Genomic DNA, 21,435 nt, shown 5'->3' on the forward strand with positions numbered 1-21,435 from the left:
CACCGTACTGCTGTACGGCGGCTGCACGGAGGGTTGTTCCGACCCTGGAGAGTTACGGGTCATGCCCTTATCGTGCGGGCCGTGAGGGAGCGGATACCGGTCATGGTGCAACGGCGCCGGCGCGGGCGGCGCGTAGCCGCGCGCGGGCTCTGGGCGGGCGCCGAGGCGGTGGTCACGCTCGGTGCGGTGTTGCTGCTCCTCGTGGTCCATCAGCTGTGGTGGACCAACCGGCAGGCCAGGGCCGATGCCCGGCACACCGTGCAGTCCCTGGAGCAGGAGTGGGGGCAGGAGTGGGGCGGGGACCCGGTTGTTCCGTCCGCCCCGGCGCAGGGGGATGCGGATACGGACGAAGGCAAGGGGGGCGGGCGCCCGCGGGCGGGTGGTGCACCCGCGACGGCAGCTTCCGCACCCCGCTGGGACCAGGCCTACGCGGTCCTCCGCATCCCGCGTCTCGGGCTCACCGCCCCCGTCGCCCAGGGCATCAGCAAGAGCGGTGTCCTCGACAAGGGGTACGTCGGGCACTACCCGCGCACCGCGCAGCCCGGCGCCACCGGGAACTTCGCGCTCGCCGGGCATCGCAACACCCACGGCGAACCGTTCCGCTACATCAACCGGCTGCGGCGCGGTGACCGGATCACCGTCGAGACCCGGGAGCACGTCTACACGTACGTCGTCGACAAGACGCTGGCGCAGACCGCCGCCCGGGACAGCGGGGTCATCGCCGCCGTGCCGCGCAGCAATCTGAAGCCCGCCGTCGGGTACAGCGAGCCCGGTTCCTATGTGACGCTGACCACGTGCACGCCCGAATTCACCTCCCGGTACCGCCTGGTCGTCTGGGGGAGGCTGGCGGGGGTGCGAGGTCGCTAGTGCCGCGTCGCTAAGCTCTTCCGACGTGCTCAGTCGACGTCCGCAGTTGTTGTGGTTGCTGGTTCCCTACGTGCTGTACCTGGGGGCGCTGCCGTTCGTGAACCGGGTCCGTCCCGTCGTGCTCGGACTGCCGTTCCTCTTCGTGTGGCTGCTCGGGGCGACCCTGCTGACACCCGTCGCGGTGTGGCTGACCCGGCGGGGGGACCGCCGGTGAACGCCGCGGTCGCGACCTCCGTCTTCGGGGCCTTCATGGTAATCACCGTCGCTCTCGGGCTCCTCGCCGTGCGAGGCCGCGGGAACAGGGGCCGTGACGGGCTTGCCGAGTGGTCCGTCGGCGGGCGCAGTCTCGGGACCGTCTTCATCTGGGTGCTGATGGCCGGTGAGGGCTACACCAGCTTCAGCTATCTCGGCGCCGCGGGATGGGGCTACAACTACGGGGCCCCCGTGCTCTATGTGGTGGCGTACATGTCCTGCGGCTACGCCGTCGGGTACGTCGTCGGGCCGATGCTCTGGGCGTACGCGCGCCGGCACGGGCTCGTCGGGATCACCGACATGGTCGCGCACCGCTTCGGGCGGCCCTGGCTCGGCGCCCTCGTCGCGGTCCTCGCGACCGTGTTCCTGCTGCCGTACATCCAGCTCCAGATCACCGGCATGGGCGTCGTCGTCTCCACCATCTCGTACGGTGCCATCAGCCTGAACTGGGCCTACTTCGTCGCCTTCGCCGTCACCACCGGATTCGTCGTGGTCAGCGGGCTGCGCGGCAGCGCCTGGGTGTCCGTGCTCAAGGACGTACTGGTGATCGCCACGCTCGGGTTCCTCGCCTTCTACGTACCCCTGCACTACTTCGGCGGGTACGAGGCCTTCCTCGACCGGCTCGTCACCGAGAAGAGCGAGTGGCTGACCTTCCCCGGGCACGGCGACAGCGGGCTCGGGCAGGCCTGGTTCATCACCACCTCGTTCCTCAACTCCCTCACCGTGGTGATCTTCCCGACCACCGTCGCCGGCTACCTCGGTGCGAAGAACGCCGACGTGCTGCGCCGCAACGCGATGTGGCTGCCGGCGTACAACGTGCTGCTCTTCGTCCCGATGCTGCTCGGCATGGCCGCCCTCTTCGTCGTGCCGGGGCTCGTCGGCGCCGAGTCCAACCTCGCGCTCTTCAAGCTCGTCGTGGATTCGCTGCCCGCCTGGGCCGTCGGCGTCATCGGGGTGGCGGCCGCGCTGTCGTCGATCGTGCCCATGGCCGTCTTCATGCTCGTCATCGGCACCATGTGGGGACGGAGCGTGCTCTCGCTCGTGCCGCGCTGGCAGCAGCGGCAGAAGGGCGCCGCGCAGACCGTCGTCGTGGCCGCGGGTGCGATCGCGCTCGTGCTGACGTACACCGCGCCGAACACACTGGTGCGGCTCTCCCTCATCTCGTACGAGGGGATGGCGCAGCTGCTTCCCATGGTGCTACTGGGACTGATGTGGCGACGGCTGACGCTGCTCGGCGCGATGGCCGGGCTGGTCGTGGGCGTGGGGGTGGTCTGCGGGTTCGTGTTTACCGAGCACGATCCGGTGTGGGGCGTGAACGCGGGCATCGTCGCGCTCGGAGCCAACCTCGCCGTCGCGCTCGCGGTGACGTACGCCGGTCCGCGCGCGCACGACGACCGCCCGGACAGCGATGTGCTCGCGCGCGACGAAGCGGACGCAGCGTACGAATCGGGGAGGACCGGAGGCACGGAAGCGGCCGGGGATCCGGAGCTTGTCGGGGCGGGCGCCGGCGAGGCGGGCGGCGGTCCCGCAGGAGAGTGACGCCCACCGTCGCCACCGGGGCCGTCATGACCGGGAGCGGTACCGTTTCGCCGCGTCCGGGCCCGGCGTCGCTACCAGCAGTCCCCGCCGTGTGACGAACGCCTCCTCACCGGCAGCGGCAAAACCGTCCGGCCGGTCGTCCGCACCCTCGGCGTGTGGGGCGGCGAGCATCCCCGGCACGCACCCGCTGCGGCTCGTCGCCCCACGCCGCGTACGGAACGGAGCCGGGGATACGGCAACGGCCCGGCCCGCGCCCGGGCCGTACCGCCCGAGGACATCGGGTTGCGGCCGGGCGGCGGGCCCGCCCCGGACCCCGGTCATCCGGTCGGCCGCGCCCTGTTCGCACCACGCGCCGGCGGAGGCAGCGCCCGTCCGACGCCGGGCCCCCTCTCGGCGGCATCGTGTATAACGGCTGAAGGGCCGCGTACACGCGCGCCGGAAGACCGAGTGACCGAGATGTGAGCGGGGGAGGGCCGATGAGCAGCAGCATGAACCGTCTGCGCAAGGGCATCACCCGGCTGCCCCGGCCCGTCGGACTCCTGCTCTTCCTCCTCGTCGAAGTGCTCCTCGCCGAGGGCGGCAGCCTCTCCGCCGCAGTCGCGCTCGCCGCCACTGCGGCCGCCGGCTCCGCACTCGTCGCCTGCTCGGTCATCAGCGCCCGCTGCGCCGCCCCGGTGCCCCGCACCCAGGTCCGTACCGCCATGCGCGACCGCGAGAAACGCACCGCGTTCCTGCCGCAGCGCGACCCCGACGCCAAGGGACGCAGGCGGCCCCGAGCCCCCGGCCGTGCCCTCCTGACGGCCGCGTAGGGACTTCGCCCACCTTCTTTTGCCTGGGTACACGCGCATTCGCGTACCCGGCGGACCCCCACGCGGGCCGTCATGCCGAGCCAGAACTCTCTTCCCCGGCACGACGAGACCCCCGGAGGGCTCATCCATGTCCGTCTTCATGTCCGCTTTCGCCAGTCTGGTCGGCGCCTTCGCCGATCTGCTCCACCCGCTCTTCCAGGGCGCCGCCACCGCTGCCGCGATCGTCCTCTTCACGGCGCTGGTGCGGCTCGCCGTGCACCCGCTGTCGCGGGCCGCGGCGCGCGGGCAGAAGGCCCGCACCAGACTCCAGCCGCAGATCGCCGAGTTGCGCAAGAAGCACGGCAAGAACCCCGAGCGCATGCAGAAGGCGCTCATGGAACTGCACAAGGAGGAGAAGGTCTCGCCGCTGTCGGGCTGTCTGCCCAGCCTTCTCCAGATGCCCGCCTTCTTCCTGCTCTACCACCTCTTCTCCAGCCAGAAGATCGGCGGCGACCCCAACGCGCTGCTCAGCCACGAGCTCTTCGGCGCCCCGCTCGGCGAGCGCTGGCACAACGCGCTCGCGCACGGCGGGCCGCTCGGTGCACAGGGCGTCGTCTATCTCGGTCTCTTCGTGATCGTCGCTGCCGTCGCCACCTTCAACTACCGGCGTACGAAGCGCCAGCTCGCCGCCGCCCCCACCGCTTCCGCCACGGGGCCCGACGGGCAGCCGATGCCGGGCATGGGTGCGATGACGAAACTGATGCCGCTGATGTCCTTCTTCACGCTCGTCTCGATCGCGTACGTGCCGCTCGCCGCCGCGCTCTACATCGTCACGAGCACCACCTGGACCGCGGTCGAGCGGACCGTGCTCTACCGCGACATGCCGGTCGCGGGCGCCGCCATGGCCACCGTGGCGTAAGGGGCGGGGCCAACGCGGCGCAACCGTCACCGCGGGCAGGCCGGTCCAGTGTGTGAACAGGGTCTTGCGGAGTGATCCGATGTCTTGGAGGATCGGCCAAGCCTGCGATGGCCGCCACCCATCCGACGGGCCCGATCTCGACCAAGGGGAGACAGACCGTTGAAGCTGCTTCGCGTGGGTACGGCAGGTGCGGAACGACCGGCGCTGCTGGACCAGGACGGAACGCTGCGTGACCTGTCGGGCATCGTCACCGACATCGACGGCGGCCTGCTCGCCGACGAGCCCGCGCTGGCCCGGGTTCGGGCCGCCGCGGCCGCGCCCGGCGAGCTGCCCGTACTCGACGCCGACGGGCTCCGGGTCGGGCCGCCGCTCGCCCGGATCGGCAAGATCGTGTGCATCGGGCTGAACTACCACGACCACGCCACCGAGACCGGCGCGGCGATTCCGGACGAGCCGATCCTCTTCTTCAAGGCCCCGGACACCGTCGTCGGACCCGAGGACACCGTGCTGGTGCCGCGCGGCAGCCGTAAGACCGACTGGGAGGTCGAGCTCGCCGTCGTCATCGGCCGCACCGCCCGCTACCTGGACTCCGCCGAGGAGGCCCTCGGTCATGTCGCCGGGTACGCGGTCGCGCACGACGTCTCCGAGCGCGAGTTCCAGATCGAGCGCGGCGGCACCTGGGACAAGGGCAAGAACTGCGAGACGTTCAACCCGCTGGGGCCCTGGCTGGTGACGGCCGACGAGGTGCCCGACCCGCAGGCGCTGCCGCTGAAGCTCTGGGTCAACGGCGAGCTGAAGCAGGACGGCACGACCGCCGACCAGATCTTCCCGGTGGGCGAGGTCGTGCGCTACCTCAGCCACTTCATGACGCTGTACCCGGGCGATGTCATCAACACCGGCACGCCGGCCGGGGTGGCCCTGGGGCAGCCGGAGCCCAAGCCGTATCTGAAGGCGGGCGACGTCGTCGAGCTGGAGATCGAGGGGCTGGGGCGGCAGCGGCAGGAGCTCAAGGGCGCGTAACCGCTCTGCTGCTCTTCTGTTCAAAGATCGGAGGGGTGGGGTGCTGCGCCGGCAGTGCCCCACCCCTCCTGCATGCCATCAGACGATCGAGGTGGCGAACCGCTCCAGCGCCTCGACGACCAGTGCGTGGTCGTCCGCCTGCGGCAGACCCGAGACCGTGACCGAGCCGATCACGCCCGCGCCCTCGACGGCGATCGGGAACGAACCGCCGTGCGCGGCATACGTGTCCGGGTCCAGCCGCGAGGAGTCCTCGAACGTCGTCCCCTTCGCCCGGAACCGCGTCCCGACCAGGTACGAGCTCTCGCCGTACCGCTCGACCACCTTGCGCTTGCGGTCGATCCACGCGTCGTTGTCGGCGCTGGAACCGGGCAGCGCGGCATGGAACAGCTGCTGGGCACCGCGCCGGATGTCGATCGCGACCGGCGCGTGCCGCTCCCGGGCCATGGAGACGAGCAGGCCGCCGAGCGCGTACGCGTCGTCGTAGCTGAAATGCGGCAGCGTCAGCCGGCGCTCCTGGGCGATGAGCTCGGAGATGGTCGGAGCGGTGGGGTTCATGCGGTCTGCTCCTCGGAAACGGTGGGCAGGGTTACGGTGACGCCTTCGCGGGCCGAGCGGCGGGCGGCCTCCAGGACGTCGAGGGCGGCGGCGGCCTGCAGGGCCGTCACCGGATTGTCACCCTTGCCGCGCACCGCGTCAGCGACCGCCGCGTAGTACGCGGGGTAGTCACCCGGCAGGGTACGGACCGGGGCGCCGCCACCCGTCAGCGGCGACTCGCCCGAACCGATGCGGCCCCACAGCTCCTCCGGCTCCTCGCCCCAGCCGCCGTCGGCGGACGGGCGGTGGCCGTCGCGCAGGGCGGCCTCCTGCGGGTCCAGCCCGTGCTTCACATAACCGGCCTTCGAGCCGAGCACCCGGAAACGCGGGCCGAGCTGGGCGGTCGTGGCGCTGACGTACAGATGCGAGCGGACCCCGTTCGCATGGGTGATCGCGAGGAAGGTGTCGTCGTCGGTGGCGGAGCCGGGGCGGCGCGCGTCGGTCTCCGCGTACACCCGCACGGCCGGGCCGAAGAGCATGAGCGCCTGGTCGACGACGTGGCTGCCCAGGTCGTACAGCAGCCCGCCGATCTCCTGCGGGTCGCCCGACTCGCGCCAGCCGCCCTTCAGCTGCGGGCGCCACCGCTCGAAACGGGACTCGAAGCGCTGTACGTCACCGAGCTCGCCGTCCGCGATCAGCCGGGCGAGGGTCAGGAAGTCGTTGTCCCAGCGGCGGTTCTGGAACACCGAGAGCAGCAGGCCGCGCTCCTCGGCCAGCGCGGCGAGCTCGCGCGCCTCGGCGGCCGTGCCGGCGATCGGCTTGTCCACGACGACCGGCAGACCGGCCTTGAGCGCGGCCGTCGCGATCGGGACGTGGGTCCTGTTGGGGGAGGCGATCACGATCAGGTCGAGCGCGTCGGGGCCGTCCGCACGGGCCCACAGCTCGTCGGGCGATGCGGCGAAGGTGACGTCGGGGAACTCGGCGCGGGCCTGTGTCCGCCGCTCCTCGTTCGACGTGACGACCGTGTCGAGGACGAGCCCCTCGGTCGTGGCGATCAGCGGGGCGTGGAAGACGGAGCCCGCCAGGCCGTAGCCGACGAGTCCGACGCGGAGGGGAGTCGTGATGCCAGTCATGCAATCCACTTAAGCAACGCTGTTGCCAAAGTGCAAGCGAGAGGGACAATGGGGCCGTGAACAGGAGTAATGCCGGGGCAAATCTGCCGACACTGCGCAGCCACAACGCGGCGCTCGTGCTGGACCTGCTGCGTGTCGCGGGCGAGCGGGGCATCAGCCGGCTGGAGCTGGCGGAACGGACGGGGCTCACGCCGCAGGCCGTCAGCAAGATCACCGCCCGGCTGCGGGCGGAGGGCCTGGCGGCGGAGGCCGGCCATCGCGCGTCCACGGGCGGCAAGCCGCGCACGGTGCTGCGCCTGGTCCCGGACGCGGGGCACGCGGTGGGGCTGCACCTGGACCGCGACGAGCTGACGGCGGTCCTGGTCGACCTGTCGGGGACGGTCGTCGCGAGCCGCAGGGCGCCGCTGGACTTCGGTGCGCCGGCCGGGGACGTGGTCGCGGTGACGGCCGGCGAGATCGTGGCCCTGCTGGGGGACGCGGACGGTGCCGGGCCCACGCGCACCGTGCTCGGGACCGGCGTCGCCGTGCCGGGACCGCTGGATCACCGCGGGGGCGTGCTGCACCGTGTCACCGGGTTTCCGCAGTGGGACGGCTTCCCGCTCCGGGACGCCCTCGCCGCCCGCACCGGCCTGCCCGTCGTCGTCGACAAGGACACCAACGCCGCCGCCCTCGGGCTCGCCCTGCGGGCCGACGGCCCGGGCGACTTCGCGTATCTGCATCTCGGGACCGGGCTGGGTGCCGGGCTGTTCCTCGGCGGGGCGTTGCACCGCGGGCCCCGCACGGGTGCCGGTGAGTTCGGGCATCAGACCGTGGCACTGGACGGCCCGCCGTGCACCTGCGGCGGGCGCGGCTGCATCGAGGCGCTCTGCCTCGCCGCCGTCGCCGACGGCGATGTCGCGGAGGCCGCGCGGGTGCTCGGAACCGGCGCCGCCAACCTGGTCGGGCTGCTCGACATCGACCGGGTCGTGCTGGGCGGCCGTACCGTCGGCGCCGATCCGGACACGTACGTACGAGGGGTCCGCTCCGTGATCGAGGAACGCGTCCGGCGCGACGGCACCGGCGCGAGCGTGCCGCTCGTCACCACGGCCGGTGGCGGCAGGCCGGTCGCCGAGGGGGCCGCGCAGCTGGTCCTCGCCCCGCTGTTCGGGCGGGTCGGCAGCGGCGGCGCCTAGTGCTGTGACCGACGGATCACGGCCAGGGCCGTTGGAGCGATACGGACGTGGGCCGATCGAGGGGCCGGAGTCGGCCGACCGGGCGGCACCCCGGCATGTCGGTGCCCTGCGGGTCGCGCGCGCGTGACAGCGTCGCCGCCGACAGCCGGTGACCTCCGGGCACGGGGCGATCCGACCGTTCGCGAGCAGCGAAGGGTGCCCCCTATGTCCCCCCAGCCGTCCCCGGACCTACCGTCCGCACCGCCACCGTCGTCGCCTCCGCCGTCCCCGCCCGTGGCTTCCGCCTCACCGGCCCCCGCGCGGCCGCGTCACGGAATCGCCCTCGGGCTGGCCGTCGCCAGCGTGGTCCCCGCTGTCCTCGGCGGCCCGACCGCCGCCGCTGCCGCCACGGTCCCCGCGCTCTCCGTCACCGCCGACCAGCAGCCCGCCTGCGGTTCACCGGATTCGGACGACTTCCCGATCGCGACGCGGATCCACGGCGGCCCGCAGGAGTACACCCCGGGCGGCGGCTACGGCACCTGGCTGCTGGATCTGACCAACACGACCTCCGAGTCCTGCCGGTCCATCCATCCGGTCCTGGTCCTCGTCGACGAGGACCGGAGGCTGACTTCCGACCAGATCCAGCTGGAGTTCTCCGAGCAGGCCCAGCCCGACGTCCAGCACCGTGTCAGCTGGGAGACGACCGACCGCGACGAGCACATCGGAGTCTTCGGCGGCGGTGAGGGGGACGACGCCTTCGAGGGCTTCACCGTCCCCGCGGGCCGCACGGTCACCGTCCGGGTCCGGATGGCGTTCACCTCCGACACCGGGCCCGGCCGGATCACCGCCACGGCCGCGATCGTCCAGCGGCATCGCGCCGTGAGCGCCGACGGCAGGACGAAGCCCAAGGACGACGGGGACTGGGTCGGCGAGTCCGACGACTACGCCTTCAACGTCATCGAGGACGACGGCGACACCGGGGATATCGGCGATACCGGTGACACGGGTGAGGTCGGTGACACCGGAGACACCTCCGGCACCGGCGAGAGCACCGATGTGGGCGGGACCGGCGATGTGGCGGGGAGCGGCGACCGGGGGCGGGACACCGCTCCCGACGGAACCGGGGACAGCGCGACCGGAGCAGTCGGCGGCATCGACGGCACCGGTGCCACCGACGGCACCGGTGCCACCGACGGCACCGGAGCCATCGGTGGCACCGGCGACACCGATGCCGTCGGCGGCGTGGACGGTCTCGGGAACGTCGGTGGCACGCAGAACCCCCCTGCCTCCGGACGGGTCCCGGGCGCCGACCGGGCCCCGCAGGACCTTCCCGAGCTCGCCAAGACCGGCCGGACCTCCACCAACCCCTGGCCCGCGCTGGCCACGGCCGCGGCCCTGCTGCTCGGCGGCGCCGCCCTCCTGGCGTGGTCCAGGCGGCTGCGCCGTGCCCGTCGCTGACCCGCGGCGCCGGACGCTCTGCGCCCCGCGCCCGGCCGCGCTCCGAAAGATCCGTTGAACTGGACTGTCTGCACCGGGAGTTGACCGACGCCACGTTGCTGCGCGTCAGCCATGACCGGGGCGAGGCGCCGGCCCTCGCCGGCCGGATCCCGCAAACCGGTACGGGCCCCTTGGCCCACCAGCGCCTCGGCCTAAAATCGGGGATGTCGGCGCTGCACAACGCGGTGCCGCCGGCGTCCCCGCACACGGCGTACGGCAGGAGTCCCACATGGCAGAGCGCAAGCCGATCACATCCTGGCTCACCGACATGGACGGAGTCCTCATCCACGAAGGCACGCCGATCCCCGGTGCAGACGCCTTCATCAAGCGGTTGCGGGAGTCCGGGCTGCCGTTCCTGGTGCTCACCAACAACTCGATCTACACGGCGCGCGACCTGCACGCGCGGCTGGCACGCATGGGCCTGGACGTGCCGGTGGAGAACATCTGGACCTCCGCCCTGGCCACCGCGAAGTTCCTCGACGACCAGCGGCCCGGCGGCACCGCGTACGTCATCGGCGAGGCCGGACTCACCACCGCGCTGCACGACATCGGGTACGTCCTCACCGACCACGACCCCGACTACGTGGTTCTCGGTGAGACCCGGACCTACTCCTTCGAGGCGCTCACCAAGGCGATCCGGCTGATCAACGGTGGCGCCCGCTTCATCTGCACCAACCCGGACGAGACCGGCCCGTCCGCCGAGGGCCCGCTGCCCGCCACCGGTGCCGTCGCCGCGCTGATCACCAAGGCCACCGGCAAGGACCCGTACTTCGCGGGCAAGCCCAACCCGCTGATGATGCGCACCGGGCTGAACGCGATCGGTGCCCACTCCGAGACCAGCGCCATGATCGGTGACCGGATGGACACCGACGTGCTGGCCGGCCTGGAGGCGGGTATGCACACCTTCCTGGTGCTGACCGGTCTGACGACCCCCGCCGACATAGACCGTTACCCCTTCCGGCCGTCCACGGTCGTCGACTCCATCGCCGATCTGGTCGACCTCGTCGACGTGGGCTGATCCCGGCGGGCATCCGGCGGAAGGGGTACGGGGAAACGTTCCCGGACCCTTCCGCGGCACCCCCGCTGACCAGCGCCGCCGCCCCTGCGGATGCGAAAACCCGCCGGAAGCGTGAACCTTCCCTAAGGAGGTTCACGATGCGTTCCATACCCCTCACGTTCTGTGGAGCAGCGGTGGTCGCGGCGACCCTGCTGTCCGCCCCGGTCGCACTGGCCGACTCCGACTCCGGATCGGACTCCGGCCGCGACAAGGACTCCGTGTCCCGCGCGACCCTCTCGGTCGATCCCTCCTCCGTCGCCCCCGGGGGTGAAGTGGACCTGCAGTTCGACGGCTGCAAGACCGACAAGGCCAAAGGGGTCTCCGACGCCTTCGAATCCGACGCGAGCTTCTCGCCCGAAGGCAGTGACGGGCTCTTCGCCGAGGCCAAGGTCCGTCCCGACGCCCCGGCCGGCGACTACGACATCTGGGTGACCTGCGACGACGACAAGAACACCCAGGCGTCCGGCACCGTCACCGTCGTCGACCGCGGCAGCACCGCCCCCCTCACGCCGATCGCCCCGGTCGCCGCCGGAGGCGGTGGCACCGCAACCGTCCTTGCCGGCGAAACCGCCGAGCAGTCCGGCCCCGGCACCGTGCACACCGTGATCGGGCTGGTCCTGGCAGCCGTCGCGGCCGTCGCCGTCGCCCTGCGCAGCGCCCGCCGTCGCCGCCCGGTCACGGACTGAGTGAGATGCCCGCCTCGAACCGCCCGGCAGGCAACGGCCGGCTGCTCACCGGTGTGGCCTGGGCCATCCTGCTACTGGGTCTGTGGCTCTGGGGCCGTGGCCTCGCCGACGGATCCGGCTCCGGCCCGACCACCGGTGACGTCGCCGCGGTCGGGCGGCCCTTCGGCGTACCTCTGCCCGCCGCGCACGCCCCGATCAAGGGTGCGGCGCCGGAGCGGGTGGAGATCCCCTCCATCGGCATCAAGGCGCCCGTCGTCGCCCGCGGCCTGAACGCGGCGGGAGCGATCGACCCGCCGTCCTTCGCCTCGCCGAAGGCGGTCGGCTGGTACGACGGCGGCACCCGGCCCGGCGCGGCCGGCACCGCCCTCTTCGTCGGCCACGTCGACACCCAGACCAAACCGGCCGTCTTCTACGGGCTGAGCGCGGCCCGCCCCGGTGCGAAGGTCCGGGTGGTCCGTGCGGACGGGACGGTCGCCGAATTCACCATCGACGACGTCCAGGTAATCACCCGGAAACGCTTCAACGCCCAGAAGGCGTACGGGCCCCGCAAGGACGGACGGGCCGAGCTGCGGCTGATCACCTGCGGCGGCGCGTTCGACCGCGCGTTGCGGGAGTACACCGCCAATGTGGTCGTCTCGGCCTATCTGACCGGGGAGAAGGCGGCGGACAAGTCCGCCGCGGCCGCAGTCGAGCCGGCCGAGGCCGTGCACAAGCCGGCCGAGTCCGCCGACAAGGGCCGCGCTCATGTCCATCAGGCCCGCGCAGGGGCGTCCTGAGCGGAGCGGAGACGGATACCTGGCCCGGCCGGCCGCCCTTTTCCCCCTGGGGCGCCAGCCGGGCCGGTCCTCGACCGCGGTGCGCGGGCTGCGGGAGAAGCCCGGCGCCGACACGGGAGGGCAAGGGGGCGTATGGGCCACCGGTGAACACTCTAGGACGGTGAACGGTCTTGGCCCAGTCGTTTTTTGACGGTACGTCCAGAACCGGTCACGAGTCTGTCGTCCGCGAACGTCCTCGTACATACGGGCAAGTCGGACACCCGGGGTGTGCCACGATGGACGCGCCCGGACCTGTCCGGCACCCAAGGGGGAGTGGATGTACGGCAATTGCACCGCCCGGTTGCGTGCGGGAGCAGTGGCCGCGATCGGCGCGATGGTGCTGCTCGCGGGGTGTTCCCCGGCCGGCGGCGACGGGGACGGGAATTCCGCCGAGGCCGGTCGCCGGCCCGGTGGTGGCGACCCGTACTGGGTCAACCCCGACGGGAACGCGGCCCGCCAGGTCGCCGCGTACCTCAAGGACGGCGACGACAGGAACGCCGAACTGATCAGGAAGATCGCCCGGCAGCCGGTCGGCGAGTGGATCGGCCCGGACAACCCCGAGGCCGAGGCCGAGGGCTTCACCGAGGCGGCCGCGAAGGCCGGCCGGGAGGCGCTGCTCGTCCTCTACAACATCCCGCACCGCGACTGCGGCCAGTTCTCGAAGGGCGGCGCCGCCGACGGCAGCGCCTACCGTGCCTGGCTGGAGAAGGTCGCCCAGGGCATCGGCGACCGCCGCGCCACGGTGGTCCTGGAGCCGGACGCGTTGCTGCACCTCGTCGACGGCTGCACTCCGCAGGAGTTCCACGAGGAGCGGTACGACCTCCTGCGGGGCGCCGTCCGGAGATTGAGGCAACTGCCCCACACCCGCGTTTACATGGACGCGGGCAACGCCGGCTGGCACACCCCCGACGCGCTCTTCCGGCCGCTTCGGCGGGCGGGCATCGCCGACGCGGACGGATTCGCCGTCAACGTCTCCAACTTCCAGACCACGGAGTCCAGTACGGACTTCGGCAAGCAGTTGTCGGCGAAGGTCGGCAACAAGCCGTTCGTGATCGACACCAGCCGCAACGGCAACGGCCCCTATGGTGGCGGCGATCCGAAGGAGAACTGGTGCAACCCCCCGGGCCGTGCGCTCGGCGAACCGCCGACCACCCGCACCGGTGAGGACCTGGTCGACGCCTATCTCTGGGTCAAGCGGCCGGGAGAGTCGGACGGCGCCTGCAAGGGCGGTCCGAAGGCGGGGGCGTGGTGGCCGGAGTACGCGCTGGAACTGGCTCACAACACGAAGTAGGGGGCGTGCCGCGACGGAGCCCGCCCGGCGAAGGAGGCTGAACGGTCGCCGAGCGGGCCGGATGCGGCTTCAGGGGACCTTCACCCACGTGCCCTCCGACGGCGTCCCCCTCGCGTCCGTCACGAACAGCATGTACCAGCCCGACGGCACCAGCGCCCGGTTCCTCGGCACCGTCACCGAGATGCCCCCCGCCGTCTTCTTCAGCCCCAACTCCACCGAACGCTGGTCGGTGTCCGTCACATGCGTCACCGCGCTCGGCCGCATCAGCCTCGCCGACGTGATCGCCGCCCCCTGCGCGGTCGCGAACATCCCCGTCCCACCGCGCGCCAGGCTCTTCGGCCCCGCAGTCAGCACCGGGCGCGCGTCGCGGTACAGGTACGGCGGTGTGTAGAGCTCGATGCGCTGCTCGAAGACGGCGGGGCGGGTGTTCGCCCTGTCGGCGAAGAGAGAGTCCGAGCCGAAGATCATGACGCGTCCGTCGGGGAGCAGTACGGACCCCGAGTGGTAGTTGCGGCCGACCGCGGGGTCGGCGACCCGCTCGTAGGTGTCCGTCCTCGCGTCATAGAGCCGTGCCTGCAGGATGTTCGAGCCGCCGCGCCCCCGGTAGTCGTCGGAGCCGCCGGTGACCAGCACCGAGTCGTCGGGCAGCAGCGAGGCGCTCGGGTAGCGGGTGCCCTCGGCGAGCGGGGCGCCGTCCCTGAACCTCGGATCGGGCGCCGACAGGTCGACCAGCCGGGACTTCTCGCTGGACCTCGCCGACTCGCCGACCCCGCCCCCGCCGATGACCATGAATTTCTCGTCCTGGGCGGGAGGCAGCCGTACCGTCGCCGACGTCTCCATCTCGTCGGCGTCGCTCAGTCCGGGGATCTTCTTGAACCGGTTGGTCGCCAGGTCCCAGATGCCGGGGTCGCGGCCGACGTCGGCGGGGCCGTATCCGGCGTTCGAGCCGGAGTAGAAGAGCCTGCCGTCGGGGAGGAGAAAGACCGCTGGGTAGGTGGGAAACCTCCGGACGATGCCGGTGTACCGCCACTTCTTGGTTCTCGGGTCGTAGATCTCGTCCTTGCCGGGCACGATCTGCCCGATCTCGTCGAGCCCGGACAGGGCGAGGACCCTGCCGTCGGCGAGCGTGGTGAGTGTCGGGTACCAGCGTGCCTCGTTCATCGGGTCGACGGAGACGTACTTCTCCGCGACCGGGTCGAACTCGTATGCCTCGCGGATGCCCTGGAAGTCCTTCTTGTCGAGGGCGAGCTTCTGGGCGATCCCGTAGACGTTGCGGGTGTCGGAGCCGGAGAGGCCGGTGATCCGGTAGTTGTCCTGGGCGCCCGTCTCGAACGCCGTGCCGGACTTCTCGGCCTCGACGTAGATCCGGCCGAGCCCGGGGTCGTTGCGCAGGAACGCGCCGGTGCGCTTGTCGAAGACCTTGGTGGCCCGTTGCACCAGCACCGGATCCTTGGAGACGAACGTCTTCCCGTTCTCCCTGCCGGTGAACCGGGTGCCTGCGGGCAGGGTGACCGGCTTGTCCGGGTTCTCGTTGTGGACGATCATCAGGCCGCCGGCCCTGGTGACATCGCCCTCGAGCTTCTCGTACCGCTTCGTGCCGCCGGCTATCAGCAGCCTGCCGTCGGGCAGCTGGGTGTGGCCGGAGCAGAACATGTCCCTGGGCGTGGGGATGTTCGTGAACGTGTCGGTCTTCGGGTCCCAGAGCACGGACCGGAAGCTCTTGGCGTCGAAGTTCTTCTGGTTGTTGCCGGAGCCCGCGACGAGCAGCACCTTGCCGGTGTGCAGCAGCGCGGCATGGATCGTGTTGATCCTGAACGCGGACGGGACGTCCAGGAGATCCCAGTGGCCGTTGGCGGCCTTGTACTCCGGTTTGTCGATCGTGTACGCGTGGTAGCGCTCGCTGCCGAACCGGTACAGCCACGGCCCGTTCGTTGCCGCGAGCGCCAGAACCACCGCCGTACTGATCGCCATGCGGCGGGTACGGCGGCTCGGACGGTACGTCATCGCTTACGTCCCCCCAGGGCGCTCTGCATCGTGTGTTCGTCCAGGACCCGGTCGGGTCTCTCCTGCGGGGCGTGCGCCGGGCGCGGGGCGGGTGCGGCGCCCTGCGGCGGCGGTGGCCCGACGCGCCGCTTCCTCTTCTCCGTGTGGACGGTGTACCGCCAGCCGAGGATCGGCGCCGCAGTGATCAGCAGGGCCAGCGTGGCCCAGGTGAGCATCGCCGGGTGGCTGTGGCCGAGGACGAAGGAGGCGATCAGGGAACCGCCGAAGACCAGCATGAAGAAGAGATGGATGCGGAAGGTGCCGAACAGCGTGTCCGGGCTGGACGAGTCGCCCTTGGGCGTCACCACGAACGAGCTCCTGCGGCGCAGCACGGCATCCATCAGGGAACGTGCGTAGACCGGGGCGGAGAGCGCGGACATCATCATGCCCGCCAGTCCGCCGGAGCCCTCGGGCTCGTGCGGCGAGACGTTGTGCCGCCGGTTCCAGATGTACAGGCCGATCTGGAGTGCCGATGCGTTGCCGTACAGCATCATCCAGACGACGGGGTCGATCTGCACACCCGAGGCGCCCATGCCCAGGAACAGCGCGCAACTGAGCGCCGCCAGAATCCAGTTCAGAGCGGACATCGGGTAGAAGATGATCATCATCGTGTAGTTGAAGAGCTTGCCGAAGGGGAGTGTCCCGATCCCTCGCCAGTACTGCTTGAGGATCGTCTCGTACGTCCCGCGCGACCAGCGCAACTGCTGGGTGAAGAAGTCCGTCCACGCGGTCGGACCCTCGCCGACGGCCAGGACGTCCGGGGTGTACACGGAGCGCCAGGTGCGGCCGGTGCGCGGATTGCGGGCGCGGTGCATCTCGAAGCCGGTCGCCATGTCCTCGGTGATCGAGTCGTACAGGCCGCCGATCTGGCGGAGGGCCGATATTCGTACGGCGTTGCTGGTGCCGACGAACATCGGGGCGCCGTAGCGGTTGCCCGCGCGCTGGATCAGCGCGTGGAAGAGGAACTGCTGGGATTCGGCGGCCTTCGTGACGAACGTGTCGTAGTTGCCGTAGACCTGCGGGCCGATGACGAAGCCGACGTCCGGGTCACGGAAGTAGCCGAGCATCCGCTCCAGGTAGTTGGGCAGCGGTACGTGATCGGTGTCGACCGAGGCGAAGAATTCGTACGCGCTGCCGTGCGCGTCGAGCCAGGCGTTGTAATTGCCGTGCTTGGTCCTCGCGCGGTGCGCGCCCTTGGCCTGGTTCCAGTGCGGGACACCCTTGCGGGAGAAGTGGTGCACCCCGAGCCGGGCGCAGACCTCCTTCACCGCCGGGTCGTCGCCCTCGTCGAGCAGCCAGACGTCCATCGGCCCGCGGTGCCGGATGCGAACCGAGGCTTCGAGGGTCTTCGTCACCATCGCCAAGGGCTCCTTGCCCGGGACGAAGGAGGTGAGGAAGGCGACTCGGGTACCGGACTCCGGCACGACCGGGACCGGGTCGCGCGCGACCAGCGTCGCGTGCGCGTTCGACAGGACGTTCATCGTGCGGAAGAGCTCGATCAGGCCGATCGAGACGAGCATGACGATGTCGAGGACCAGCAGCGTGCCGTTCTTGAGGTTCGGGTCGCGCTGCGTCCAGTGCTCGGGCTGCATCAGCCACACGAACAGGCCGAGCGAGACGAGCGGTGCGGCGCCGAGCAGGAGCGCCGCGCGGATTCTGTGCGGCTCCTGCGAGAGCAGCGAGCGGAACCGGACGGTGTAGGGCTTGTCGGGATCGGGCTGGGTCAGTGGCCCGGCGAGGCGGCTGTAGTGCTCGTAGTCGTAACGCGGCAGCGCCTTCTTCGGGTGCCGCCGCCGGGTCCCGGTCCGGACCCGGTGCGGTGACCGCAGCTGTGCGGTCCGGGAAGAGGCATTGTCCTGCCCGGCGCCTGTCGGCGTCGACGTCATGGGTCATCCCCCTGCACGCATGGTCAGTGCGTGATCGGTCGGTCGTCCCGCCCGCGGCCGATCCCCCCTCGGTCGGCCACGGGCGGCATCGTGGCGGGCCACCGTCCCCTGAGGCACGGGACGGGGCCCTTCCGGTTGCAGGATGCCGTCGTGGCATCCGCCCGTGAGCGGGCCCCCACCCCGCGGTCCGACAACCGGAACTTCCCCCGTACTGCCCTCCAACTGCGGGCGCCATCGGGTTGGTTGAAGCCGATGACCCCATGACAGGTTGTATGGCCCAGGTCGTTGCCGCAAGGGTGAAACAGGGTGTTTACCGGTTAGATGTACGATTTGGTGGCTCTTGTGAAGGGGGGCGCACGGAGGTGCGCGAGGGAGCCTTCGGGCTGCTGGGCGAGGGTGTGGAGGCGGTCGGGCGGGGTAGATGCCGGCCGGTGGCGGCCCGTCGATCATGGCCGGCCGATGCGGCTCGCCGGCTGTGGAGTGGCTGAGCGCATACGAACAAGGCCCCCTCACGCTCGGTGAGAGGGCCTTGACTTTGCGTGCGCCGCCAGGGACTCGAACCCCGGACCCGCTGATTAAGAGTCAGCTGCTCTAACCAACTGAGCTAGCGGCGCCTGCTGACCTGGAGAACTCTACCGGACTGCCAGGTGTGCTCCTGACCATTTCCCGTCCGTCGCGGCCTGTCGGATGGTCGTTTTTTCACTTCTGTCCGTCAAAATGCATTATGTCACGAGAGTTGAGACAGGAACGCCCGTCCAGATGCGCCCAAAGATCTCGACGAGTACGGAGGGGATTCGCATGACTGCGCCGGTCTTCGAGGAGTACGTACCTGCCGTCGACTGCGGTTGTGCAGGGTGCGCCGCACAGCGGCGCGCCGCTGCCCAGGCCCTGTCGACGCGGCACGGAGGACATCCCGCCGCCCATGGCGCACGCCGCGCGCTGGTGATGGTGACGGCGGCCGGAGTGGTCCTCGGCACGGGCGCCGGCGCCGGCGAAGCGGCGAGCGCGGCGACCGGGCACACCGCCGGCTCCGCCGGGTCCGCCTGGGCGGCCCGGGCGGACGAGACGCCGCCGGCCGATGCGGATCCCGGCGATGCGGATCCCGGCGATCCGGACGCCGCCGCCGGTCCGGACGCCGGAGACCCGGGCTCCAGCGACTCGGACCCCGGCAGCCCACAGGGTGCCCCCGGCCCGCTGGAGGGGAGCGGATCCGCGGGTCCGCCGTCGTCCACGAGCGGGACGCCGGAGACGCCCAAGACCACGCGGACGGACATCATCAACCGGGCCAAGAAGTGGGTCAGCGAGCAGGTGCCGTACAGCATGACGAAGTACTGGTCCGACGGCTACCGGCAGGACTGCTCCGGATATGTGTCGATGGCCTGGAGTCTGAAGGGCAACGAGTGGACCGGCAGTCTCGCCCAGTTCGGGAACAAGATCGCCCGGGAGGAACTGCAGCCCGGCGACATCCTGCTCTTTCATAACGCGGCCAACCCCACGAACGGCTCGCACGTCACGATCTTCGGCGGCTGGACGGACTACACCCACACCCATTACACGGCGTACGAGCAGACGCCGGCGCACGCACGCAAGCAGACGACGCCCATGGCGTACTGGACCAATTCGGGCAGTTACGTTCCGTACAGCTACAAGGGCCTGTCCGCCACGACCGGCGGCAAGGGCCCCGAGGCGACGCCGGCGGCGTTCCCGGGCGCCGCGAAGTTCGGTCCCGGTGCCAGCAATGCGTACGTCACCCAGCTCGGCCGGATGCTCGTGGACCGGGGCGGCAAGCGGTTCTACAAGGTCGGCCCAGGGCCGGACTGGGGCGACGCGGACCGGCGCGCGACCCAGGCGTTCCAGAAGGCTCAGGGCTGGTCCGGCAAGGAGGCGGACGGCATCCCCGGCCCTGACACCTGGAGTCTGCTGGTGAACGGAAAGGGACACGACATCCCTGCAGACGGAACCGCGAGCGGAAACGGAAGCGGGGGCGGTGAGCCGGGAGGAGGCGAGTCGGGAGGCGCCGACACTGCTCCGGTCTTCCCGGGGCGGAGCTATTTCCGGCCGGGTCAGTCCAACAGTCATGTCCTCGAGCTCGGCAGACAGTTGGTGAAGAAGGGATACGGCAAGTACTACGTGTCGGGCCCCGGCCCCCGGTGGACCGAGGCGGACCGGCGCAATGTCGAGGCCTTCCAGCGGGCCCAGGGCTGGCGGGGTGCCGAGGCCGACGGCTACCCCGGCCCGGAGACCTGGCGGCGACTCTTCGCGTGACGGAACAGACATGACGGAGGCGGGAATGCGATCCACGGTGTCGGGCAGCTCCGGAGGCCCGGAGAGCGGGACGGAAGGAGAGCCGGTGAACGACGGTGAGGGTTCGGGGTGCGGCGTGGGCCCCGGTGCGGGGGCGGGCCTGGTGCCGGGCCCGGGGCAGGAGCCGGGCGGCGGTGCGGGAGGGGACTCCCGGACCGGCACCGAGCCGGGTGCCGCCGGCTCGGAATCCGTCGTCGACCTGGTGCTCGACCTGGTCCCGGGTGAGACGGAGGACTCCGCGCTCGGCGCGGCCTCGGCCTCGGTGTCCGTCCCGTCGGTCCCGGCTTCGTCCTCCGTCCCGGAGGCCGAGGCGTTGTCTTCCGCTACGGAGGTCGAGGGTTCGGGCTCTGCCGCATCGGTGCCGGCTTCGTCCTCCGCTCCGGCGGTCGAGGCCGGTGCCGCGCGGCCTTCGGGCCCGCTCCCGGCCGAACGGCCGGGCCCCGACTCCGCACCCCCCACCACGGCCTCCGTCGAGGCCGGGCCCGGACGGCGGAAGGGCGTCATTGCCAACGAGCGCACGACCGCCATCCCCGTGCACCTCCTCTTCCGTGACGACCCCGAGGGTGCCGACGCCGCCGAACTGCCCGCCGGTCTGGCGCAGCGGCCCGGGGGCGAGGAGCAGGTGCCGGGGGTGCGGCGGCCGCCCGTGGCACGCGGCGGGCAGGTGCAGGCGCCCACCCGGCCCGCACCTGCCGGGGATCCCTGTCTGGCCGAGCGGCCGGCGCCCGTGCTGCCCGGGTGGCTTGCGTTGCTCGCCGGGCTGGCCGGGAGCGCCGCCGCCGGGGCCGTGCTGTGGTGGGCCGGCGCGCTGCCCCGCGGGGTGCTCGCGCGGGCCGGGATCGCTGCGCGGCCGTACGACGGGATCGGCCTCGGGACGTGGGCGGTGCTCGTGCTGCTGGCGGCCCTGGTGCTCTTCGCTCTCGGTGGGCTGGGCCGTGGCCGGGTCGGGTGCGCCTGGGTGCTGACGCTCTTCGGCGACTACCGGGGGAGCGTGCGCCGGACCGGGCTCGTCTGGCTCAGCCCGCTGCTTCTGCGCCGCCGCGTCGACGTACGGCTGCGGCACTGGCGGAGCGAACCGCTGCCCGCGGTGGACGCGAACGGTACGGCGTTGCGCGTCGTCGTCCTCGTCGTGTGGCGGATCAGGGACACCGTGCGGGCGACGCTCGGGGTCGCCAACCACGAGGAGTATCTGCGCGAGCAGGTCGAGTCGGCGATGGCGCGCGTCCTCTCGCAGCTGCCCGCCGACGCCTTCCACGAGGACGCGCACACCCTGCGCAACGCGGAAGCGGTCGGCGACGCGCTGACCCGGATGCTGAAGGCGGACTGCGAGCCGGTGGGCATCGAGGTGTACTCCGCGCAGCCGACCGGTATCGAGTACGCGCCGGAGGTCGCCGCCGCCATGCAGCGCCGCCGGATCGCCGCCATTGACGCCAAACACCGCGACAGCGTGCTGACATCCGTGGTCGACGCGGTGGACGACACGGTCAACCGGCTGACCGCGCGTGGCCTCGTCGAGCTCGACGACTACGAACGGAAGGCACTGGTCAAGGACTTGACGGTGGCCTTCTACACCGGACGCAGCGGCGGCGATGGCTCCTGACCGCACCGCCGCGCCGCCTTCGTGGGGGCCGGACTCCCCTTCCCATTGGTCTG

The 21,435-nt window shown here is 71.4% G+C and carries 18 protein-coding genes and 1 tRNA gene; 14 read left to right on the forward strand and 5 right to left on the reverse strand.

The features are described 5' to 3' along the window. The first annotated feature begins 102 nt into the window (after positions 1-102). The 6 genes from OG878_RS25175 (at position 103) to OG878_RS25200 (ending at position 5,385) form a co-directional block, all read left to right on the forward strand. Positions 103-867: a class E sortase gene (locus tag OG878_RS25175; protein WP_328891377.1), complete on the forward strand. Its 765-nt coding sequence runs from the start codon at positions 103-105 to the stop codon at positions 865-867. A 55-nt stretch (positions 868-922) separates the two neighbouring features. Then, positions 923-1,081 (forward strand): DUF3311 domain-containing protein, encoded by a 159-nt coding sequence (locus OG878_RS25180; protein ID WP_078852680.1) that lies wholly within the window; start codon positions 923-925, stop codon positions 1,079-1,081. Continuing rightward, the gene (locus OG878_RS25185) at positions 1,078-2,658 is read left to right on the forward strand and encodes a sodium:solute symporter family protein (RefSeq protein WP_328888869.1); all 1,581 of its coding nucleotides are present in this window, start codon (positions 1,078-1,080) and stop codon (positions 2,656-2,658) included. The genes OG878_RS25180 and OG878_RS25185 overlap by 4 nt, the downstream gene beginning before the upstream one ends. Before the next feature lie 476 nt (positions 2,659-3,134). Further along, positions 3,135-3,467 (forward strand): DUF6412 domain-containing protein, encoded by a 333-nt coding sequence (locus OG878_RS25190; protein ID WP_328888870.1) that lies wholly within the window; start codon positions 3,135-3,137, stop codon positions 3,465-3,467. Positions 3,468-3,594: 127 nt separating this feature from the next. After that, positions 3,595-4,365, forward strand: coding sequence for a YidC/Oxa1 family membrane protein insertase (locus tag OG878_RS25195; protein ID WP_328888871.1), 771 nt, complete (start codon positions 3,595-3,597; stop codon positions 4,363-4,365). A gap of 159 nt (positions 4,366-4,524) precedes the next feature. Next, complete coding sequence (locus tag OG878_RS25200) at positions 4,525-5,385, forward strand: fumarylacetoacetate hydrolase family protein (RefSeq protein WP_328888872.1); 861 nt, start codon at positions 4,525-4,527, stop codon at positions 5,383-5,385. Between the two features lie 78 nt (positions 5,386-5,463). On the opposite strand, the gene OG878_RS25205 is transcribed toward OG878_RS25200, so the two are convergent. Together OG878_RS25205 and OG878_RS25210 are read right to left on the reverse strand one after the other, a co-directional pair. After that, on the reverse strand, positions 5,464-5,940 hold the full coding sequence (locus OG878_RS25205) for a heme-degrading domain-containing protein (RefSeq protein ID WP_328888873.1): 477 nt from the start codon (positions 5,938-5,940) through the stop codon (positions 5,464-5,466). Continuing rightward, complete coding sequence (locus tag OG878_RS25210) at positions 5,937-7,052, reverse strand: Gfo/Idh/MocA family oxidoreductase (RefSeq protein ID WP_328888874.1); 1,116 nt, start codon at positions 7,050-7,052, stop codon at positions 5,937-5,939. Before OG878_RS25210 ends, OG878_RS25205 begins: the two co-directional genes overlap by 4 nt. A gap of 56 nt (positions 7,053-7,108) precedes the next feature. On the opposite strand from OG878_RS25210, the gene OG878_RS25215 reads away from it, so the two are divergent. From OG878_RS25215 to OG878_RS25240, 6 genes are all read left to right on the forward strand, one after another. After that, positions 7,109-8,224 carry an ROK family transcriptional regulator gene (locus OG878_RS25215; RefSeq protein WP_328888875.1) on the forward strand — a complete coding sequence of 372 codons (1,116 nt, stop codon included), beginning with the start codon at positions 7,109-7,111 and terminating at the stop codon, positions 8,222-8,224. Between the two features lie 273 nt (positions 8,225-8,497). Continuing rightward, positions 8,498-9,661: an LPXTG cell wall anchor domain-containing protein gene (locus tag OG878_RS25220; RefSeq protein WP_328888876.1), complete on the forward strand. Its 1,164-nt coding sequence runs from the start codon at positions 8,498-8,500 to the stop codon at positions 9,659-9,661. 268 nt (positions 9,662-9,929) lie between these two features. Beyond that, positions 9,930-10,718 (forward strand): HAD-IIA family hydrolase, encoded by a 789-nt coding sequence (locus OG878_RS25225; RefSeq protein ID WP_328888877.1) that lies wholly within the window; start codon positions 9,930-9,932, stop codon positions 10,716-10,718. 137 nt (positions 10,719-10,855) lie between these two features. Then, the gene (locus OG878_RS25230; RefSeq protein WP_328888878.1) at positions 10,856-11,443 is read left to right on the forward strand and encodes a hypothetical protein; all 588 of its coding nucleotides are present in this window, start codon (positions 10,856-10,858) and stop codon (positions 11,441-11,443) included. A gap of 5 nt (positions 11,444-11,448) precedes the next feature. Then, positions 11,449-12,219 carry a class F sortase gene (locus OG878_RS25235; protein ID WP_328888879.1) on the forward strand — a complete coding sequence of 257 codons (771 nt, stop codon included), beginning with the start codon at positions 11,449-11,451 and terminating at the stop codon, positions 12,217-12,219. A 316-nt stretch (positions 12,220-12,535) separates the two neighbouring features. Next, complete coding sequence (locus OG878_RS25240; RefSeq protein WP_328888880.1) at positions 12,536-13,549, forward strand: glycoside hydrolase family 6 protein; 1,014 nt, start codon at positions 12,536-12,538, stop codon at positions 13,547-13,549. Positions 13,550-13,618: 69 nt separating this feature from the next. Here OG878_RS25240 and OG878_RS25245 read toward each other — a convergent pair whose 3' ends face one another. The 3 genes from OG878_RS25245 to OG878_RS25255 form a co-directional block, all read right to left on the reverse strand. Then, positions 13,619-15,553 (reverse strand): kelch motif-containing protein, encoded by a 1,935-nt coding sequence (locus tag OG878_RS25245; protein ID WP_328888881.1) that lies wholly within the window; start codon positions 15,551-15,553, stop codon positions 13,619-13,621. Beyond that, on the reverse strand, positions 15,550-17,478 hold the full coding sequence (locus OG878_RS25250; RefSeq protein WP_328888882.1) for a glycosyltransferase family 2 protein: 1,929 nt from the start codon (positions 17,476-17,478) through the stop codon (positions 15,550-15,552). Before OG878_RS25250 ends, OG878_RS25245 begins: the two co-directional genes overlap by 4 nt. 540 nt (positions 17,479-18,018) lie before the next feature. Then, positions 18,019-18,092, reverse strand: a tRNA-Lys gene (locus OG878_RS25255). Between the two features lie 184 nt (positions 18,093-18,276). On the opposite strand from OG878_RS25255, the gene OG878_RS25260 reads away from it, so the two are divergent. Both OG878_RS25260 and OG878_RS25265 read left to right on the forward strand, forming a co-directional pair. Then, positions 18,277-19,743, forward strand: a complete 1,467-nt coding sequence (locus OG878_RS25260) for a peptidoglycan-binding protein (RefSeq protein WP_328888883.1) — start codon at positions 18,277-18,279, stop codon at positions 19,741-19,743. After that, on the forward strand, positions 19,652-21,382 hold the full coding sequence (locus OG878_RS25265) for an SPFH domain-containing protein (RefSeq protein ID WP_443049166.1): 1,731 nt from the start codon (positions 19,652-19,654) through the stop codon (positions 21,380-21,382). The genes OG878_RS25260 and OG878_RS25265 overlap by 92 nt, the downstream gene beginning before the upstream one ends. Positions 21,383-21,435: the final 53 nt, after the last annotated feature.

Origin of the sequence: Streptomyces sp. NBC_00316, assembly GCF_036158715.1 — a bacterium.
Lineage (GTDB): Bacteria > Actinomycetota > Actinomycetes > Streptomycetales > Streptomycetaceae > Streptomyces.

What these genes read in the sequence shown, in the direction of transcription:
- OG878_RS25210 (WP_328888874.1), bottom strand. Translation starts at nt 7,052, where the DNA reads ATGACTGGCATCACGACTCCCCTCCGCGTCGGACTCGTCGGCTACGGC.
- OG878_RS25250 (WP_328888882.1), bottom strand. Translation starts at nt 17,478, where the DNA reads ATGACGTCGACGCCGACAGGCGCCGGGCAGGACAATGCCTCTTCCCGG.
- OG878_RS25230 (WP_328888878.1), top strand. Translation starts at nt 10,856, where the DNA reads ATGCGTTCCATACCCCTCACGTTCTGTGGAGCAGCGGTGGTCGCGGCG.
- OG878_RS25245 (WP_328888881.1), bottom strand. Translation starts at nt 15,553, where the DNA reads ATGACGTACCGTCCGAGCCGCCGTACCCGCCGCATGGCGATCAGTACG.
- OG878_RS25260 (WP_328888883.1), top strand. Translation starts at nt 18,277, where the DNA reads ATGACTGCGCCGGTCTTCGAGGAGTACGTACCTGCCGTCGACTGCGGT.
- OG878_RS25225 (WP_328888877.1), top strand. Translation starts at nt 9,930, where the DNA reads ATGGCAGAGCGCAAGCCGATCACATCCTGGCTCACCGACATGGACGGA.
- OG878_RS25175 (WP_328891377.1), top strand. Translation starts at nt 103, where the DNA reads ATGGTGCAACGGCGCCGGCGCGGGCGGCGCGTAGCCGCGCGCGGGCTC.
- OG878_RS25195 (WP_328888871.1), top strand. Translation starts at nt 3,595, where the DNA reads ATGTCCGTCTTCATGTCCGCTTTCGCCAGTCTGGTCGGCGCCTTCGCC.
- OG878_RS25235 (WP_328888879.1), top strand. Translation starts at nt 11,449, where the DNA reads ATGCCCGCCTCGAACCGCCCGGCAGGCAACGGCCGGCTGCTCACCGGT.
- OG878_RS25265 (WP_443049166.1), top strand. Translation starts at nt 19,652, where the DNA reads ATGTCGAGGCCTTCCAGCGGGCCCAGGGCTGGCGGGGTGCCGAGGCCG.
- OG878_RS25240 (WP_328888880.1), top strand. Translation starts at nt 12,536, where the DNA reads ATGTACGGCAATTGCACCGCCCGGTTGCGTGCGGGAGCAGTGGCCGCG.
- OG878_RS25205 (WP_328888873.1), bottom strand. Translation starts at nt 5,940, where the DNA reads ATGAACCCCACCGCTCCGACCATCTCCGAGCTCATCGCCCAGGAGCGC.
- OG878_RS25190 (WP_328888870.1), top strand. Translation starts at nt 3,135, where the DNA reads ATGAGCAGCAGCATGAACCGTCTGCGCAAGGGCATCACCCGGCTGCCC.